The following is a 17236-nucleotide window of genomic DNA, read 5'->3' as shown; positions in this document are numbered from 1 at the left end:
CAAGTAGCCTCGACGGCGGTGGGCACGTTCCGCGGATTCGGCGTCGATGTCCGGGCGGGCCTCTCGGCCGCCGCGCTGACCGCCGATACGGCCGCCGATCCGGGTTTGCCGCTGCCGGTGCTGATCGGTGGCTGGCTGCGCGCCCGGACCGCCCCGGACACCAGCGCCGAAGCCCGGCTGGTGGCCGCCGACACTCCCGGCGCGCGGGCCCTGAACGTCGGCCGCGAGCTGCGCGCCGAACTCGACGCCGACCCCGGACCCGTCGGCGTGCTGGTGGTCGGCGACGGTGCGGCAACCCTGACCACCGCCGCGCCCCGCTACCTCGATCCGCGCGCCGAAGCGTTCCAGGCCGATCTCGACCGCGCGCTCACGGCGGGGGACCGGGACGGCCTGGCCGCCCTGGACGCGTCGCTGTGCGCCGACCTGTCGGTGGCGGGCAGACCGGTGTTCCAGGCGCTCGCGGGGCTGTTCGTGGACGACGCGAGCCGCCCGCGGGTCGAGACCCGCTACCGCGCGGCGCCGTTCGGCGTCGGCTATCACGTCAGCGTCTGGCGGCCCGGGGGCGAGCGGTGATCCGCCCCGTCGCCGTCGTCGGCCCGACCGCCACCGGAAAGTCGGATCTGGCCCTGGAGCTGGCGCAGCGCCTCGGCGGCGAGATCGTGAACATCGACGCCATGCAGCTGTACCGCGGTATGGATATCGGCACCGCCAAACTGCCCGTCGCGCAGCGGCGCGGCATTCCGCACCATCAGCTCGATGTGCTCGACGTGACCGAGTACGCCACCGTCGCCGCCTACCAGACCGCCGCGCGGGCCGATGTGGAGGCGATCATGGCGCGCGGGCACGTTCCGGTGATCGTGGGCGGCTCCATGATGTACGTGCAGGCGCTACTGGACGATTGGGACTTCCCGGCGACCGATCCGGAGGTTCGCGCCAGGTGGGAGCGGGTTCTCGAGGAGGAGGGCCTCGGCGCGGTGCACGAGGCGCTGCGGGCTACCGATCCGGTGGCGGCGGCCACCATCCTGCCCACCGACGGTCGCCGCATGGTGCGCGCGCTCGAGGTGGTGGAGCTGACCGGGCAGCCGTTCGCGGCTTCCCAGCCGAAGATCGGCGAACCCCGCTGGGGCACAACCGTCATCGGTGTCGACCGGGAGACCGCCGAACTCGACGCCCGCATCGAGCTGCGCACCGCCCGCATGTTCGAGCAGGGTCTCGTCGAGGAGGTGATCGGGCTGCTCGATCGCGGTCTGCGCGAAGGGGTTACGGCGCGGCGCGCGATCGGATACGCACAAGTCCTCGCGTACCTCGACAACGAATACGACCTGAAACACGCACAGGAGCGCACCTTCATCGGTACCCGGCGCTACGTTCGACGGCAGCGCTCGTGGTTCCGGCGGGACCCCCGGGTGTGCTGGGTCGACGGCGCGGATCCGGATCTGGTCGCCACGACGTTGGCCCTCCTCGAGGAACAGGAACGAGTTCGGTAGTGACGCAGCGCGGCAGCACCCGTAACGCCTCGGTTCAGGTGTGGCAGGCATATCTGAACAATCGGACCAAACGGGCGCGCGATGGACGCTTTCTCGTACTCGGGCAGCGGGCCATCGCGCGCGCTCTCGAAACCGATTGGCCGCTCGAAACGCTGGTGTACCGGCTCGGTACGCCCGAGCCGTCGGTGTGGGCGCGGCAGGTCATCGACAGCAGCGGGGTACCGAGCGTCGGCCTGGTGCCCGAACTCATGGCCGAACTCGCCGAACCCGCGGAGTCGGTACCCGAACTGGTCGCGGTCGCGGTGTCGCGGCACACCGAACTCGAGGACTTCGCACCCGGATCGGTCGCGGACCCGCCCGTGGTGGTGGTCATCGACCGGCCGTCCTCGGCGCTGCGCCTGGGGGCGCTGCTGCGGTCCGCCGCCGCCTACGGGGCCGCCGGGGTGATCGTGACCGGTTCCGGCGCGGACCATTTCGATCCACAGGCGGTGCGCGCCTCCGACGGGGCGCTGTTCGCGGTGCCGGTCTTCCGGGTGCCCGGCCCCGAACGGGTGCTCGCCTTCCGGGACGCCCTGGAGGCGCGCGGACTCGACCCCCGTATCGTCGGCAGCGACGATCGCGGCGGGATGGCGCTCGACGAACTCGACTTCGGCGGAGCGACCATCCTGGTGCTCGGCGACGAGCGGGACACCCTCGGCTCGGCCTGGGCGCCGGTGTGCGACGAGCTGGTGAGCATCCCGACCCACGGGACGCTCGGCGCGCCGTCGGCCGCGGCGGTGGCCCTGTACGAAATTTCCCGGCAGCGCCGGGCGTTGCGGTGAGGACTATGAGCGAGAGCGCTGGGATGATCGAGAACGCCGGGATCGACTTCAGCAAGGGACACGGCACCCAGAACGATTTCGTGGTGCTGCCCGATCCGGACGCGTGGCTGGAGCTGACCGAAACCCGCGTCGCGGCGCTGTGCGACCGGCAGCGCGGACTCGGCGCGGACGGGGTGCTGCGGGTGGCGCGCGCGGGCGCGCTCGTCGATACCGGCGTGCTTGCCGAACTCCCCGCGGGCGTGCGCGCCGCCGACTGGTTCATGGACTACCGCAATGCCGACGGCTCCATCGCCGAGATGTGCGGCAACGGGGTCCGCGTCTTCGCCCACTACCTCGCCGCCACCGGCATGGAGAGCCGCGACGAGTTCGTGGTCGGCAGCCGCGCCGGAGCCCGGCCCGTCGTGGTCCACCACGCCGACGCCGTGCATGGCGAGGTCACTGTCGCCATGGGCCACGTGCGCCAACTCGGCACCTCCACCGCCACGCTGTCCGGCCGCAGCTTCACCGGCCTCGGCATCGACGTGGGCAACCCCCACCTGGCCTGCGTCGACCCGACGCTCACCGCCGCCGACCTGGCCGCCCTCGATCTCACCGCCGCCCCCACCTTCGACCGCACCGTCTTCCCGAACGGCGTCAACGTCGAAATCCTCACCCCGCTGCACGACGGCGCGGTGGACATGCGCGTCTACGAACGCGGCGTCGGCGAAACCCGTTCCTGCGGCACCGGAACCGTCGCCACCGCGGCCGCCGCCCTGGTCCGCGCGGGCGTCGACATCGACACCGCATCCGGCGAGGTGCGCGTCCGCGTCCCGGGCGGCGAGGTCACCGTCACCATCGACCACGGCACCGCCACCCTGCGCGGCCCCTCGGTCCTCGTGGCGACCGGTCGCCTGTCGGCCAAGTGGTGGCAGGAACTCTGAGCGCGACGCGCGTGAAATAACCGAATGCGCCTTCTTGTTCCTTCGTGGGACCATGGAGGTGTATGAGCAAACAAGAAACGTACGAGTTCACTCCCGCCGAGGAGATCGCCGACGAGATCGCCGAGACCACCGGTAACGGCTGGTCCACCGATCCCACCGTCGGTGAGCTGCAGCTCGAGGATCGCAGCGCGTTGCGCCGCGTGGCCGGGCTGTCCACCGAACTCACCGATATCACCGAGGTCGAGTACCGCCAGCTGCGCCTGGAGCGCGTGGTGCTGGTCGGCGTCTGGACCGAGGGTACGGCGACGCAGGCCGAGGCCAGTATGGCCGAGTTGGCCGCGCTCGCCGAAACCGCCGGTTCCGAGGTGCTCGACGCGCTGATCCAGCGCCGCGACAAGCCGGATCCGGCCACCTACATCGGCTCCGGCAAGGCCGAGGAACTGCGCGCCGTCGTGCTCGACACCGGCGCGGACACCGTGATCTGCGACGGTGAACTGACCCCCGCCCAGCTGACCGCGCTGGAGAAGGTCGTCAAGGTCAAGGTGATCGACCGGACCGCCCTGATCCTGGACATCTTCGCCCAGCACGCCACCTCGCGGGAGGGTAAGGCGCAGGTCTCGCTGGCCCAGATGGAATACATGCTGCCGCGGCTGCGCGGCTGGGGTGAGTCCATGTCCCGGCAGGCCGGTGGTCGCGCGGGCAGCAATGGCGGCGTGGGTCTGCGCGGTCCCGGTGAGACGAAGATCGAGACCGACCGCCGCCGGATTCGCGAACGCATGGCCAAGCTGCGCCGTGAGATCCGCGAGATGAAGACCGCCCGTGACACCAAGCGTTCCAAGCGCACGTCGAGCGGTATTCCGCAGGTCGCCATTGTCGGCTACACCAATGCCGGTAAGTCGAGCCTGATGAACGCGCTCACCGGCGCCGGAATCCTGGTGCAGGACGCGCTGTTCGCCACCCTGGACCCCACCACCCGCCGTGCCGCCCTGGAGGACGGTCGCGAGGTGGTGTTCACCGATACCGTCGGTTTCGTCCGGCATCTGCCGACCCAGCTGGTCGAGGCGTTCCGCTCCACCCTGGAGGAGGTGACCGGCGCGGATCTGCTGCTGCACGTGGTGGACGGTTCCGATCCGCTGCCCGATCAGCAGATCAAGGCGGTGCGCGAGGTCGTCACCGAGGTGCTGCGCGAGTCGGATATCCCGGCCCCGCGGGAATTGCTGGTGGTCAACAAGATCGACGCACTGGATCCGATGCAGCTGACCCAGCTGCGGGCGGCCATGCCCGAGGCGGTGTTCGTCTCCGCGCGCACCGGTGCGGGCCTGACCGACCTGCGGGACCGGCTGGCCGAGATTCTCGGTGGCCTGGATGTGGAAGTCGGTGTGCTGCTGCCGTATTCGCGTGGCGATCTGCTGTCGCGGGTACACGCGGACGGCCGCATCCTCAGTGAGGAACACGAGGAATCCGGCACCCGGCTGCGGGCGCGGGTGCCGCGGGCGCTGGCCGCGGCGCTCACCGAATTCGCGCACGCCGGGTGAGCTGAGTCACGTTCGCGGTGTGACGTCCACAATCGGTGCCTTGCAGTGGTTTTCGTTACCATGACGTAATCGAATTTTCTGCAGGGAGGGAATTTCGTGTCCGACCGAGTCACGTATTTATCCGATAAGACCGATCGCCCGGCGCTCACCGACGGTGCGCCGCTGCATGTGGAGCTGTCCGACCTCGATCGCCGCCTGCTGGATGTGCTGGCGGTACCGGGTCGGGCCTGGTTCAGTCCGCGGTTCTACGGACTGGATCGGCTGCCGACCGACGGGCCGGTGCTGCTGGTCGGCAACCACACTCTCACCGGCGGCCTGGACGCGCCCATGCTGGCGCACGAGATCCTGCGCCGCACCGGACGGCTGGCGCGGGGGCTGGCCGAGAACGTGCTCATCGACGTGCCGGGGCTGCGCGATGTGCTGCACCACCTCGGGGTGGTGCGCGGCAACCGGCACAACTGCACCACGCTGCTGCGGCAGGGGGAGATCGTCGCGGTATTCCCGGGCGGGGGCCGGGAGGCCATGAGCGGCAAGCAGGAGAAGTACGTCCTGAACTGGACGGGCCGTACCGGGTTCGCGCGGATGGCCATCGAGGCGGGGGCGCCCATCGTGCCCATGGGCATGATCGGCGGTGACGACGTGTACGACGTGGTCTTCGACGGCGCGCATCCGGCCATGCGTCCGGTGCGTGGTCTGGTGGAAGCGCTTGGCCTGCGCGCCAGCCTCACCCCGCCGCTCATTCGCGGGCTCGGGCCGACCCTGCTGCCCAAGCCCGAGCGCTTCTACTTCTCCCTCGGCGATCCCATCGACACCAGTGCGTGGGCCGATGCCTCCGATCCGGTGGACGCGGCGCACGAATTGCAGGGTGTGGTGCGCAAGGCGCTCGAGGAGGAGATCCGCTTCCTGCTCGCCCAGCGTGACGCCGATCGCGGTCGCAGCCTGCTGGGCCGGGTGATGCAGGCGGTGGAGCGCCCCTGACCGAGTGGTCAGGTTTACGGTCGTTCGTCTGGTGCGATCTGCGGCTGTTCGCGATACAGCCGCAGTTCCGCCCACTTTTTCGGGGTCGGAAGTAAACGGTGATTCGACTTCCGTGTACCGTATGTGACGTAGGCATCAGTGCCGCTGTGGTCACATAGGAGGTCGGCGTGGAGCGCACCCTTTTCGAACCCGAACACGAGCTGTTCCGGGAGTCCTTCCGCAAGTTTCTGGATCAGCACGTCGCCCCGAACCACGAGCGGTGGGAAGAGGCGGGCATCGTCGATCGCGCGGTGTGGCTGGAGGCGGGCAAGCAGGGCTTCCTCGGCATGGCGGTGCCGGAGGAGTTCGGCGGCGGCGGTGTGAAGGACTTCCGCTACAACGCCATCGTCACCGAGGAAACCACCAAGGGCATGTACTCGGGCCTGGGTTTCGGGCTGCACAACGACGTCATCGCGCCGTACCTGCTGGAGCTGGCCGATGATGAGCAGAAGGCGCGCTGGCTGCCCGGCTTCTGCACCGGCGAGATCATCACCGCCATCGCCATGACCGAGCCCGGCACCGGATCGGACCTGCAGGGCATCAAGACCCGCGCGGTCAAAGACGGTGACGACTGGATCCTCAACGGCTCCAAGACCTTCATCACCAACGGCATCAACTCCGACATCGTGATCGTGGTCGCCCAGACCGATCCCGAGAAGGGCGCGATGGGCTTCTCCCTGCTCGTGGTCGAGCGCGACATGCCCGGTTTCACCCGCGGCCGCAACCTCGACAAGATCGGGCTCAAGGCGCAGGACACCGCCGAACTCTCCTTCGACAATGTCCGCGTCCCCGGCAAGAACCTGCTCGGCACCGAGGGCATGGGCTTCATCCACCTGATGCAGAACCTCCCGCAGGAGCGCCTGTCCATCGCCGTCATGGCCGCTGCCGCCATGGAATCCTGCCTGGACCTGACCTGCCAGTACGTCCGCGACCGCAAGGCCTTCGGCAAACCCATCGGCGCCCAGCAGAACACCCGCTTCGTCCTCGCCGAACTGGCCACCAAGACCACCGCCGTCCGTGTCTTCGTCGACCACTGCATCGCGCTGCTCAACCAGGAGAAGCTGTCCCCCGAGGACGCCGCCAAGGCCAAGTGGTGGAGCACCGAGGAACAGATCGACCTCATCACCAAGTGCCTGCAACTGCACGGTGGTTACGGCTACATGCGTGAGTATCCGATCGCCAAGGCGTACATGGACGCTCGTGTGCAGTCCATCTACGGCGGGACCACGGAGATCATGAAGGAGATCATCGGGCGTAGTTTGAAGCTGGCCTGAGCGCGGGATGCGTGCTGCCGAACGGGATTTCGCGCTGACTCGACGGTGAGTGGACGCTGCGGTGGCACAATAGGGGTACCGGAGTATCCGGTGACCCATCCGATCGGTCGAGCTGCTGCGGTTCCTGCGGAGCCGGTTCGGCCCACGCCCCTCGATGCGGAAGCCGTTGGCACAGCGGGTTTCGGGTCATGTACCGATCGAGATGTTGTCGTCGCGTTCCCGACGGACGCGGTACGGACTCGCTTTGCAGGCGTCCCGGGCGGACGCCACCGGGGTTTGATCGATCCCTCTGCCGAGCGCACCGCTCACCAGGGATCGGAGCATCCTGTGATCGAGAGTCATTGGGTACGGCTGCGTGCGATTTCGGCCGCCATCGACGAGTCGGAACCCCGCGCGGACTGGGGAGATCGCATCTGCGCGGCCGCTGTGGCCTGCCTCGACGGAGTCGACGCCGTCTCGGTTCCGTTACGGCTGAATCGAGACAGCGTGGAGCTGTTCGGATCCAGTGATGCCTGGGCCGCCGAGTTGGAAGACATTCAGTTCGACGTGGGGGAGGGGCCCGGTCTGGACGCCTTTTTCCGCGGCGAACCGGTGTACTCGGATGCGGCTACGGCGTGAAGCGCTGGCCGTTTTTCGGTTCGACCGCGACCGGAATAGGTGCGGTGGCGGCGTTTCCACTGCATCTCGGCAGTGTCGGATTCGGGTCGGTGAACCGGGATCATCGCCGCCACCCGGCGGATAGACATGGCCGAGGCCATGGTCCGGCTGCGTCTACACGCTTCCGCTACCGGCCGGTCGGTGCGCACAGTGGCCGGCTGGGGTGGTGATCGGTCATTGCCTGCCTGAGTTGTGAGCCGCCGTCGAACCGACGCCCGGCCCGTGTTCGTTCGCTGGAGCCTCGTCGACCTCAGCCGCTAGGATCGTCGAAATGCGTTGGCTGCGGCGCTGATCCGCTGACGTGGGTGACGATCTCGGCGGCCAGTGCGGCTATCTTCGTATTACGGTGCTGAGAGACCGTGCGCAGGATCGTGAGCCGCAGACCGATTCGGTATCCGGCATCGACAGCCGTACCGAATCAGTGGTCGGGCAGTCCCCCGGCAGGATTGCGGCGGGTCCCGACGGTATGCGTGGCCCGTTGCCGATGCGGCTCGCGTGCTCCCCGGACCGGCCGCGGCGGTGATCCGGAGGTGGCGGTGATCCGGAGGTGGCGGCAACCGGAGTACCTGGTTGTCGTCCCACCACACGAGTCCGATCGCGGGTCGGTCAGGCAGCATTCGGGCGATGACCTCGACCACAGCGCTCAGCGACTCCTCGACATTTCCGGCCGACAAGACGAGCGTTGAGATCTCAGACAGCCCCGCTGCCAGTCCATAGTCGGGGAAATCGACTGTCCGGAATGAGCGCTTCCCTTCGAAAACGCTTGCCATTCTATCGAATTCAGGACACCGCCCCAGGGCATCGGTCCTGTGTGCCATCAGACACTGCGCTCGAGGGCGAGGACTCGGAGGCGGGCGCGTGCGCAATCACCGCGGACCGGTACGGCGGTGGCCATGCGAGGTGCGGGGACCGTCAGCGGCGGCGTCGTCGAGCCGGCGTGGGGCCGCGCCCGTTACCCAGCCCGGTGGGATCGTGGTCGCCGATCACGGCGAGCATGGTCAACCCGGCGTCGCGGATGACCCGATCCAGATCGTCGAGGACCTCGTCTACGGCGCTACGACCGGCGAGGCTGTCGGTCGCGTCGTCACGCTCGAGCAGCGTCCGCAGTGTGTGCAGCCGCAATCCGGCGTCGAACAGGTGCCGCACCAGCCGGTCGCAGCACACCGTCACCCGCTCCTGCAAGACGGAATCGACGGGAAGCGTCGTGGCAAGGGGGACGACTGACTCGTTCGGGACGGCGGTATGCGCCGAGAAAGCAGCATCAACCATGACGGCTCCGGTCGTTGGCTGGGACCGCGAGCCGCTCTACGGGACTCGAGGAGTCATTGATTACTGTACGCCGTCCGTGCCCAGGTGACCGTCGCGATGACGAGGTTGGGCGTTGTCGCGGCGGCGCGGGGTCGACGGGTTGAAATGTAGTGGGGCGGGTTCGGTGCCGGTAACCGAGCGGATGATCTCACTCGCCAGCGCCGCGAGTTTGATATTGCGCTGCTGGGAGGCGCTGCGCAGGATCGCGAACGCGGCGGTGCGGTCGCAGCGCCGCTGCCCCATCACGATTCCCAACGCCTGGTCGATTATCGACCGCGATGCCAGCGCGGCTCGCAGTTGATCGGTCAATTCGACTTGACGCGCAGATTCCAGGGCCGTGGACAGCAGCACCCCCGTGTGCGCGCCGGTCAATGCGATCGCTCGCTGTGCCATGGCATCGAACCCGTTCGGCTTCGGCGAGTACAGGTTCAGGGCCCCGATCGCGCGCCCATCGGCGATGAGCGGTTCGGAGTGAATGGACCGCACCCCGTGCGCGAGCATCCGCGTCGCGTAGTCACCCCACCGGTTTTCGGAGACGGTATCGGGCACGGACACCGTGGCGGCGGTCTTGATGGCTTCCAGGCATGGACCCAGCCCGTTGCTGTATTGCACCTCGTCGAGTAATTCGGCGTGTGCGCCGGTGGAGGCGACGGTCATCGCCTGCCCGTCACGTTCGAGGGTGACACCGGCCAAAGGGTGACCCGGTAGCATACGCGAGGCGATATCGGCGATATCCCGCAGTGCGTCCTCGATATCGGAGGTCGACAGCAGTAGCGCGGTCAACTCCGACAATCCGACCGCCAATTCTTCGGCCGGAGACCGATCCTCGACCATCAGCGACCATTCCTCGCCGATACCGTGCGGCCTCGCGCACGCTCCACGGCCTCGCCGGGCCGATGGCCGCAGCTACCTGAAGATGGCCGGGTCGCCCCGGCATCGCAACCGATCCCCACGCTGGAACCGGTGGGAGAGCATCGAAACGCGGACGCCGTCAACCAACAGGTTTTGCCCACCTCGCACCGGGGCAGCATTACTATGAATACCACGCGCGGGTGTGGCTCGCCAGTGCTTCGTACCACCTCCTGAACCCCGGTCATGCAGGCGCACAACAGTTTCGCGATCACCACGCGCGATCACTACTGTCAACAGGTGGAGACCGAATGACCGGATCCGATATGCACACGTCGACCCCCCGCGATCCGACCCGACCGGTCCCGACGGCTGCCGTGCCGGTGCCCGTCCGGGAACTCTCGCCCGAACAGTCGCTGCGGTTGCTCGCCGACGCCGACTTCGGGCGGATCGTGTTCTCCCGCTATGCACTGCCCACGATCCGCCCGGTCAACCACGTCGTCGCCGACAATCGCATCATCATCCACGCCAACCCTGGAACCACACTTGTCGCGGATCGCCAGGTCGTCGCCTACGAGGCCGACATCATCGACTCCGTCACCCACCGCGGCTGGTGCGTCATCGTGACCGGCACCGCCGAGGAGCTCACCGACCCTGATCGGATCGCTCACTATCGTGGCCTGCTCCTCCCGTGGTTGCCCGGCTCCCACGATCGCTTGATCGCCATCGAACCCGAAATCGTCACCGGCATCCAACTCGTGCCCCCCGCCGACCGCTGACCCGGCAGCCGTCGAACTCCCGCGAGGCGGATCCGGCGACTCGGCTGCCGCAGGGTCTGCCCACATGGTGGTCAGACGCGCGACGGCAGCCCTGGCGGTCGCCGCGTTCGGTTCGCTGTTCCTCCAGATCGCGGTCGTCGCCGCAGCTCCATCCGCGGCGGTCGAGTACTCGCCGCCGGCTCTGTGGGCGGTGCCGACCGCGCCCGCGGACTCCGCGACGATCATCGGCGCGTTCAGTTTCGGCAACCGGATCCCGCGGGTGTGGATGCGACACGTGTGGTCGGCAAGCCGCTGAGCTTCCGCCGCCTGGTTCGAGCCGAGCCCTCAGCCGTGCGCAGCTGGGCGACGCCGACCTGGTGAATCAGCGATCGGTTCGAGGATCACCACGTCGTCACCCAGGTGCGGGCTCGCCCGGTCGCGAGCGGAGTTCTCTTGACCGCAGATCTGAGATGGTGAGAAACTTCTACTATAAACATCTCACAACCGGGTGTGAGCCCTCACGTCCGGCGGAGCCCGTTCTGGTGTGAAGGAGTGCTGATGTCTTCGGTCGCCGATGCCCGAAGTGCTGCGATGACCCGCGTGTGGGAACCCGCACACGAGGTGCCGCAGGAGGTCACGCTGCGAGTCAGCGGTGCGATTCCGGCGGAGTTGCGAGGCACGCTGTACCGCAACGGTCCGGCGCGGTGGGAGTCCGGCGGGTTCCGCGCCGGGCATCCCTTCGACGGCGACGGCCTGGTGTCGAAGTTCGTCATCGACGACGGTGCGGTGCGGTTCCGGTCCCGGTACGTGCGCACTCCGAAATACCTTGCCGAACAACGCGGCCGAGGTGCGCGCGTGCGCGGTCTCTACAACCAGTCATCGGGTGCGTTCGCCAATATCGGTCGCATGCCGGCCGACAGCGCCAATACCCATGCGGTGCCGCACGCGCAGCGGTTGCTTGTGCTCAGCGATGTGGGTCGGCCGTGGGAGTTGGACCTCGATGACCTCAGCACTGTCGGTCCATGTGATTTCGAGGGCAGGCTGCCGCGATTGACGCGGTTCTCCCCGCACCCCAAGATCGATCCGGTCACCGGTGAGCTGTTCAACTTCGGCTTGGATCTCGCACTGGGACACAAGGTTCCGGCCGGGTTGCGCTGCTACCGCGTCGATTCCACCGGGCGGCTGCACGATGCCGGACTGGTCGGCCTCGAGAACGTCGTCATCCAGCACGACTTCGCGATCACCGAACGCTATCTGGTGTTCGCGCTGGCCCCGATCACCGTCGACCCCGTACCGGCCGCGCTCGCCATGCTGGGCCGCGGGACCGTCGGCGACGCCGCGGACTATCGCCCCGAACGCGGGATGCGGATCGTGCTCGTGCCCCGAGACGGCGGCAAACAGCGTGTCATCGAATGCGATCCGTTCGTCTACATACACGTCGACAACGCCTACGACGACGGTGACGACGTCGTCCTCGACGTCGTGCGCTACGACTCCTTCGATTTCCTCACCACCGCGTTGAAGGACTTCCGCGATAGCCTGCCCGCCCTCGGGCGTCCGGCGCGGGTGCGAATCACCAAGTCCGGCAGGGTGAATCGGGAGGACATCGGCGAGTTGGACACACTGGAATTCCCGATGCACGACGAACGGCGCACCGGCCGCGCCCACCGCTACAGCTACTTCGCCGCCCACCACCCCGACCGCGACGGCGCGATCGTGAAATACGACCACCACACCGGCGCCGAGCGCCGCCATATCTTCACCGACGGAGAATTCGCGGGCGAGCCGGTGTTCGTGCCCCGCACGGCAAAGGCCGACGAGGACGAGGGGTGGATCCTCACCGTCGCCTACAATTCCGGCGAGCACCGCAACTCCCTGATCATCCTCGACGCCACCGATATCGAAGCCCCGCCGGTGGCCGTCGCACAGCTGGACGGGCACTTCTTCCCCGGCTTCCACGGCAGCTTCACCACTCGGGTCTCCCCGGCGGCCACCGCGTGAGCGGCATCGCCCTCGGATCCGACGCCCCAATTTTCGACTGTGCGCGCCATGCGGCGGCACGAACCGGATCCCGGCCCCAGGACCTGCTCTCCAGCTGCTGGGTTCACCGATGTCGCCAATGGATCCCACCGCACTGAAGGCCGCGCACGACAGCGATCACAAGGCGTTCGGCAAACCCATCGGCGCCCAGCAGAACACCCGCTTCGTCCTCGCCGAACTGGCCACCAAGACCACCGCCGTCCGTGTCTTCGTCGACCACTGCATCGCGCTGCTCAACCAGGAGAAGCTGTCCCCCGAGGACGCCGCCAAGGCCAAGTGGTGGAGCACCGAGGAACAGATCGACCTCATCACCAAGTGCCTGCAACTGCACGGTGGTTACGGCTACATGCGCGAATACCCGATCGCCAAGGCGTACATGGACGCTCGTGTGCAGTCCATCTACGGCGGGACCACGGAGATCATCGGGCGGAGCTTGAAGCTGGCCTGAGCGGAGGCGGTTTCCGACTCGAGCGGCGGCCGTGGTCGCGGCTGCGTCCACACTGCGACACTCGCTCGTTTCCATGGAGATGCACCGGGCGGGCATCTCCATAGCGGCAGGGATCAGAGCGGGGCGGAGGACCACCAGCGGTCGTAGAGGTCTTGGCCGGTGGTGCCGCCGAAGACCATGAGCCAGCACGCTTTTCGGGCGTCATCGTCGAAGGTGGCGCTGAGGGTGCCGCTGGGCCCGCCGGGGCCATCGGCGAAATCGCCCCATACCACCTGGCCATCACCACTGGGTCGTTCCCAGGACTCTTCGCCGGTGACGACGGTGCCGACTTGTATGCGCCGCTCGGTCGTGGGGCTACGATCGGCGTTGCACTTCAGCAGTAGCCCGGCGACCGGATCTTTGTTTCCGTTGCAGGACAGCACGTGCAGACCGGTGACGGTGGCGTGCACATCGACCGGCCTGCGGTCGTCGTCGACTGCTGTACATCGGATCCCTTGATACCCGGCCGCGTCGGGGTCGGCGGGCAACAGGTCGGGGAAGGCCTGCACGAGGTACGCGAAATTCCCCCAGGTCTTGCCGGCGGGGGCCGGTGTGGGGGCTTGCGAGCTGGGAGCTGCCGCGCTCGGTGCGTCTCCCGAGCGTGCGATCCACGCGACCACTCCAGCCGTGACCAGAACAGCGACGATGATCAACAGCCCGGTCACGGCCGCGGTCCGTTTGCGCCATGGCCGTTCTCGCGCCGTCGTCACCGAATCGGGTGCCGTCGCCGCACCCCACGCGGCCTCGGCGGCCGCGGCGAGCGCACCGCATGAGGGATAGCGATGGCGGGGATCCTTGGCCATGGCGCGGGCCACCACATCGTCGATCGCGGGTGGCAGGTCGGGCGTCACCGCGCTGGGCCGCGGCGGCGGGTCGTAGAGGTGAGCTGCCAGCACCGCGCCCGTACTGGGCCGTGGAAACGGCTTCGATCCGGTCAGCAGTTCGTAGAGGGTGCAGCCGAGCGCGTACACGTCGGCGCGATGGTCGACGGTCGAGACCGTCAGCTGTTCGGGGGCCGCGTAGGCCAGGGTCGCCAGCACCGAGCCCGCCTCGGTCAGCTCGGTCGCCCCGCTCAGGGCCTTCGCGATTCCGAAGTCCGACAGCAGGACTCGATCCGGTCGACCGGGGCGCGAGTCGACGAGGATGTTCGCCGGTTTGACGTCGCGATGCAGCAGGCCGGCCCGATGAGCGGTGTCGAGACCGTTGGCGGCCTGACGGACGATGTGCAGGATCCGTTGCGGCGCGAGCCCGCCGGGCGTGCGCCGGATGAGGTCGGCCGCATCCGTACCGTCGACGAGCTGCATGGCGATCCACAGCCGGTCGTGTTCCACACCGCGATCGTGCACGGTGACGATATTCGGATGATCCAGCCGGGCGGTGAGTTCGGCCTCGCGATTGAACCGCGCGCGGAATTCGTCGCTCGCGCTGTACTCGGCGGACAGCACCTTCAGCGCGTCATGGCGTGGCAACCGGGGATGCCGCGCCACGTACACCGTTCCCATACCGCCACTGCCCAGTACCCGTTCGATCAGGTATCCGGCGAATATGGTTCCGGGTGTCGGCTCGCCCGAACTAGATCGGCGCATCTCGCCACCAATCCTGGTAGAGATCGGTGCCGGTGGTGCCCGCCGCGCCGAGAACCAACAGCTCGCAGAAGTTTCGCTCCGCATCGTCGAATTCGACCTGCAGGACGCCGTCGGCGATCGTGTCGAAATTGCCTATGCCGGTGCTCCAGACGACTCGTCCGGTTCCCGAGGAACGCTCCCAGCGTTCATCACCCAGAATGTGCACACCCTCCGCCCAGGACTGAATGTGCATAGGCGTCCGATTGCTGTTACACCGCAACGACAGGGTCCGAACGGGATTGTTGTTCCCCTGACAGTACATCTCCACGGTGCGGGTGAGCTGAGCGTTTACGTCGACCTCGTTGCGGTCGTCGTCGAAGGCGTGGCACAGCACGCCCTGATAGCCGCTCGTTATCGGCGTGGCGGGCACGAGGCCGGGGAAGGCGCTGGCGATGAAGCCGTAGTTCCCCCAGGTCGCGGGGTCTCCGGCTGCGGCGGGTGAGGACGGACCGGTGGCCGACACGGTCGACGACGTTCCAGGCGTGGACGATGGCTCCGACGAAGGCTCCGACGAATTCTGCTTCCACACAACCACACCCGCGACCATGAGAGCCGCGACCGCGGTGAGTGCACCGACACCGGTGGCACGGGTGCGGCGGCGTCCGTGCGGCGAAGGCGTGCCCGCGGCGTGCCCGGTGCGGATATCGGGTCTCCGGCTGGATCGGGCCGGATCGGGAACACCTGCCAGCCCGGCCGCCGCGGCCGCCGCGAAAGCGCTGCACGAGTCATAGCGGTCGCCGGGGTGTTTGGCCATCGCATGCGCTATCACGGTGTCGATTGCCTGCGGCAGTTCCGGATTCACCTCGCTCGGACGCGGCGGCGGATCCTGGATATGGGCCCGCATCACCGCGGCGGTATTGGCGCGCGGGAAGGGTTTGCGTCCGGTGAGCAACTCGAAGAAGGTGCAGCCGAGGGCGTACACATCGGCACGATGATCCACGAGACCGGCGGTGATCTGTTCGGGCGCGGCATAGGCGAGGGTCGCCAGTACCGCGCCGGTTTGCGTCAATGCCGTGGATTCGCCTGCGGCCTTGGCGATTCCGAAATCCGCCACCAGTACGCGGTCGGGTCCATCGGGTAGTGGTTGCAGCAGAATATTGGCGGGCTTCACATCGCGGTGCAGCATTCCGATGCGATGCGCCTCGTCCAGCCCCTTCGCGACCTCGCCGAGGACGGTCAGCGCCGACTGCGGCGGCACACCGGTGGGATGGCGGCGAATGAGTTCGGCACCATCCAAGCCGGCGACGAATTGCATGGAGATCCAGAGACTTCCGCGCTCGACCCCGCGGTCGTGCACCGCGACGATATTCGCGTGATCGAGGCGAGCCGCCACATCGGCTTCCCGCAGGAACCGTGCCCGGAACTCCGGATCGGCTCCCAAGGCTGGTGGCAGCACCTTGAGCGCGTCCATGCGCGGCAACCGGGGATGCCGGGCCAGGTACACCGTTCCCATGCCGCCCGCGCCCAGTTGGCGCTCGATTCGGTAGCCCGCGAAAAGCGTTCCGGGAGTGAGGCTGTCGGACATCAGGGTCCACCATTGACGAGCAGGCCGTACTGCGCGGCCGCCTTCTGGCGCAGATTCGTCAGGTCACGGGTGAACACGGCGGCCACGTAGCGGCCGTACCGGACAACGCAGAGGTACCTGGTCAAAGCCAGATGGCCCGGTTGATTCTCTTCGGTGCAGTGCATGTCCTCCTCGCTGATGCCGGCGGGTCCGGCTATCGGTCGGAGATCATGCTCGGCGTCCTTGCCTCGCAACCGTTCGAAGGCCGCTCGTGCGCTCGCGGCGGTCGGATACCGGTACAGCGCACCGAGGTTGTTGACGGCGTGTGCTTCGGCCGGCACGCGGCCTTCCGGGGGGCGGCCGCTCCAGAGCTGCAGCGCTCGCGGGCCGAGGACGATACCGGTCGCGTACAGGGAGGAATCCCAGCCCGCGACCACTTGCCCGGCGAAGGTGATGACCTCCGGGTACGGCCATCGCCCCGGCGCGAGGGGCACCATGCGAGCCAGCATGCCGTCCCGATCCAGTGGCAGGGTGGTCAGCTGGTCGGCCGGGGTCGGCGCGAAGTCGCGCAGCCGTTGGATCTGTGCGTCGAAGGCATTGCGCGCCAGCGTCGTGAGTGCGCCCAGATCGGTCTCGGTGTGGGCGGCCAGCACGCTGATCACGTACGCCTCGGCGGCGATCGTCGCCGCCAATGTCGGCACACCGGGTCGCCAATGAGCATGTGCCGCAGGGTGATCCGCGATCGAGACGGGCACGTTGTCGGTGCTCACCGCAGCGTCGACGGAATCGATCTGTTCTGCGGCAGCCTGCGCGGACGCGGTATCGGGAAAGCGGAAAACCATGACGGTCAGCCCTCGGAACGAGCCGGTCGTAGGGCGTTTCGGCACCGCGCGGTGGGCGCCCCCCCCCCCGGGGGCCGGGGTGATACCCGGGCCGTACACTAACCCGCGGGCC

The 17236-nt window shown here is 67.9% G+C and carries 16 protein-coding genes and 1 pseudogene; 12 read left to right on the top strand and 5 right to left on the bottom strand.

Annotated elements, in window-relative coordinates; genetic code table 11:
* The 8 genes from QK444_RS15355 to QK444_RS15320 all read left to right on the top strand — a co-directional run.
* The coding region (locus QK444_RS15355; RefSeq protein WP_282780892.1) for a hypothetical protein at nt 1-573 on the top strand (573 nt) is incomplete at its 5' end.
* Nucleotides 570-1487 (top strand): tRNA (adenosine(37)-N6)-dimethylallyltransferase MiaA, encoded by a 918-nt coding sequence (gene miaA / locus QK444_RS15350; protein WP_282780890.1) that lies wholly within the window; start codon nt 570-572, stop codon nt 1485-1487. The genes QK444_RS15355 and miaA, both read left to right, overlap by 4 nt.
* Complete coding sequence (locus QK444_RS15345) at nt 1487-2308, top strand: TrmH family RNA methyltransferase (RefSeq protein WP_282780888.1); 822 nt, start codon at nt 1487-1489, stop codon at nt 2306-2308. Before miaA ends, QK444_RS15345 begins: the two co-directional genes overlap by 1 nt.
* Before the next feature lie 41 nt (nt 2309-2349).
* Complete coding sequence (dapF, locus tag QK444_RS15340) at nt 2350-3228, top strand: diaminopimelate epimerase (RefSeq protein WP_282780894.1); 879 nt, start codon at nt 2350-2352, stop codon at nt 3226-3228.
* A 62-nt stretch (nt 3229-3290) separates the two neighbouring features.
* Complete coding sequence (gene hflX / locus QK444_RS15335) at nt 3291-4763, top strand: GTPase HflX (RefSeq protein WP_282780887.1); 1473 nt, start codon at nt 3291-3293, stop codon at nt 4761-4763.
* Nucleotides 4764-4859: 96 nt separating this feature from the next.
* Complete coding sequence (locus QK444_RS15330) at nt 4860-5741, top strand: lysophospholipid acyltransferase family protein (protein WP_282780885.1); 882 nt, start codon at nt 4860-4862, stop codon at nt 5739-5741.
* 167 nt (nt 5742-5908) lie between these two features.
* Nucleotides 5909-7054, top strand: a complete 1146-nt coding sequence (locus QK444_RS15325; protein WP_282780883.1) for an acyl-CoA dehydrogenase family protein — start codon at nt 5909-5911, stop codon at nt 7052-7054.
* 327 nt (nt 7055-7381) lie between these two features.
* A complete protein-coding gene (locus QK444_RS15320; protein ID WP_282780881.1) occupies nt 7382-7672 on the top strand; it encodes a hypothetical protein in 291 nt (96 codons plus the stop codon).
* A 951-nt stretch (nt 7673-8623) separates the two neighbouring features.
* Here the strand turns inward: QK444_RS15320 and QK444_RS15315 are convergent.
* The gene (locus QK444_RS15315) at nt 8624-8980 is read right to left on the bottom strand and encodes a hypothetical protein (RefSeq protein WP_282780879.1); all 357 of its coding nucleotides are present in this window, start codon (nt 8978-8980) and stop codon (nt 8624-8626) included.
* Between the two features lie 60 nt (nt 8981-9040).
* The gene (locus QK444_RS15310; protein WP_282780877.1) at nt 9041-9853 is read right to left on the bottom strand and encodes a GAF and ANTAR domain-containing protein; all 813 of its coding nucleotides are present in this window, start codon (nt 9851-9853) and stop codon (nt 9041-9043) included.
* A 326-nt stretch (nt 9854-10179) separates the two neighbouring features.
* Between QK444_RS15310 and QK444_RS15305 the strand changes: the two genes are divergently transcribed.
* The 4 genes and pseudogenes from QK444_RS15305 to QK444_RS15290 form a co-directional block, all read left to right on the top strand.
* A complete protein-coding gene (locus QK444_RS15305) occupies nt 10180-10647 on the top strand; it encodes a pyridoxamine 5'-phosphate oxidase family protein (protein WP_282780875.1) in 468 nt (155 codons plus the stop codon).
* A 64-nt stretch (nt 10648-10711) separates the two neighbouring features.
* Nucleotides 10712-10942, top strand: coding sequence for a hypothetical protein (locus tag QK444_RS15300; RefSeq protein WP_282780874.1), 231 nt, complete (start codon nt 10712-10714; stop codon nt 10940-10942).
* 242 nt (nt 10943-11184) lie between these two features.
* Nucleotides 11185-12627: a carotenoid oxygenase family protein gene (locus tag QK444_RS15295; protein ID WP_282780872.1), complete on the top strand. Its 1443-nt coding sequence runs from the start codon at nt 11185-11187 to the stop codon at nt 12625-12627.
* A 154-nt stretch (nt 12628-12781) separates the two neighbouring features.
* Nucleotides 12782-13114: pseudogene (locus tag QK444_RS15290) on the top strand (acyl-CoA dehydrogenase family protein); the annotation flags it as partial.
* Nucleotides 13115-13227: 113 nt separating this feature from the next.
* On the opposite strand, the gene QK444_RS15285 reads toward QK444_RS15290, so the two are convergent.
* From QK444_RS15285 to QK444_RS15275, 3 genes are read right to left on the bottom strand one after another with little or no spacing between them, the layout of a single operon-like run.
* Complete coding sequence (locus tag QK444_RS15285) at nt 13228-14823, bottom strand: serine/threonine-protein kinase (protein WP_282780870.1); 1596 nt, start codon at nt 14821-14823, stop codon at nt 13228-13230.
* Nucleotides 14726-16303: a serine/threonine-protein kinase gene (locus QK444_RS15280; RefSeq protein WP_282780868.1), complete on the bottom strand. Its 1578-nt coding sequence runs from the start codon at nt 16301-16303 to the stop codon at nt 14726-14728. The genes QK444_RS15285 and QK444_RS15280 overlap by 98 nt, the downstream gene beginning before the upstream one ends.
* On the bottom strand, nt 16303-17124 hold the full coding sequence (locus QK444_RS15275; RefSeq protein ID WP_282780867.1) for a hypothetical protein: 822 nt from the start codon (nt 17122-17124) through the stop codon (nt 16303-16305). Before QK444_RS15275 ends, QK444_RS15280 begins: the two co-directional genes overlap by 1 nt.
* Between the last annotated feature and the right edge of the window lie 112 nt (nt 17125-17236).

The sequence above is a fragment of the Nocardia sp. CC201C genome, assembly GCF_030010695.1.
Taxonomy (GTDB): domain Bacteria; phylum Actinomycetota; class Actinomycetes; order Mycobacteriales; family Mycobacteriaceae; genus Nocardia; species Nocardia otitidiscaviarum.
Note: the sequence above shows the minus strand (reverse complement) of the source record. Positions and strands in the feature narration are given on the sequence as shown.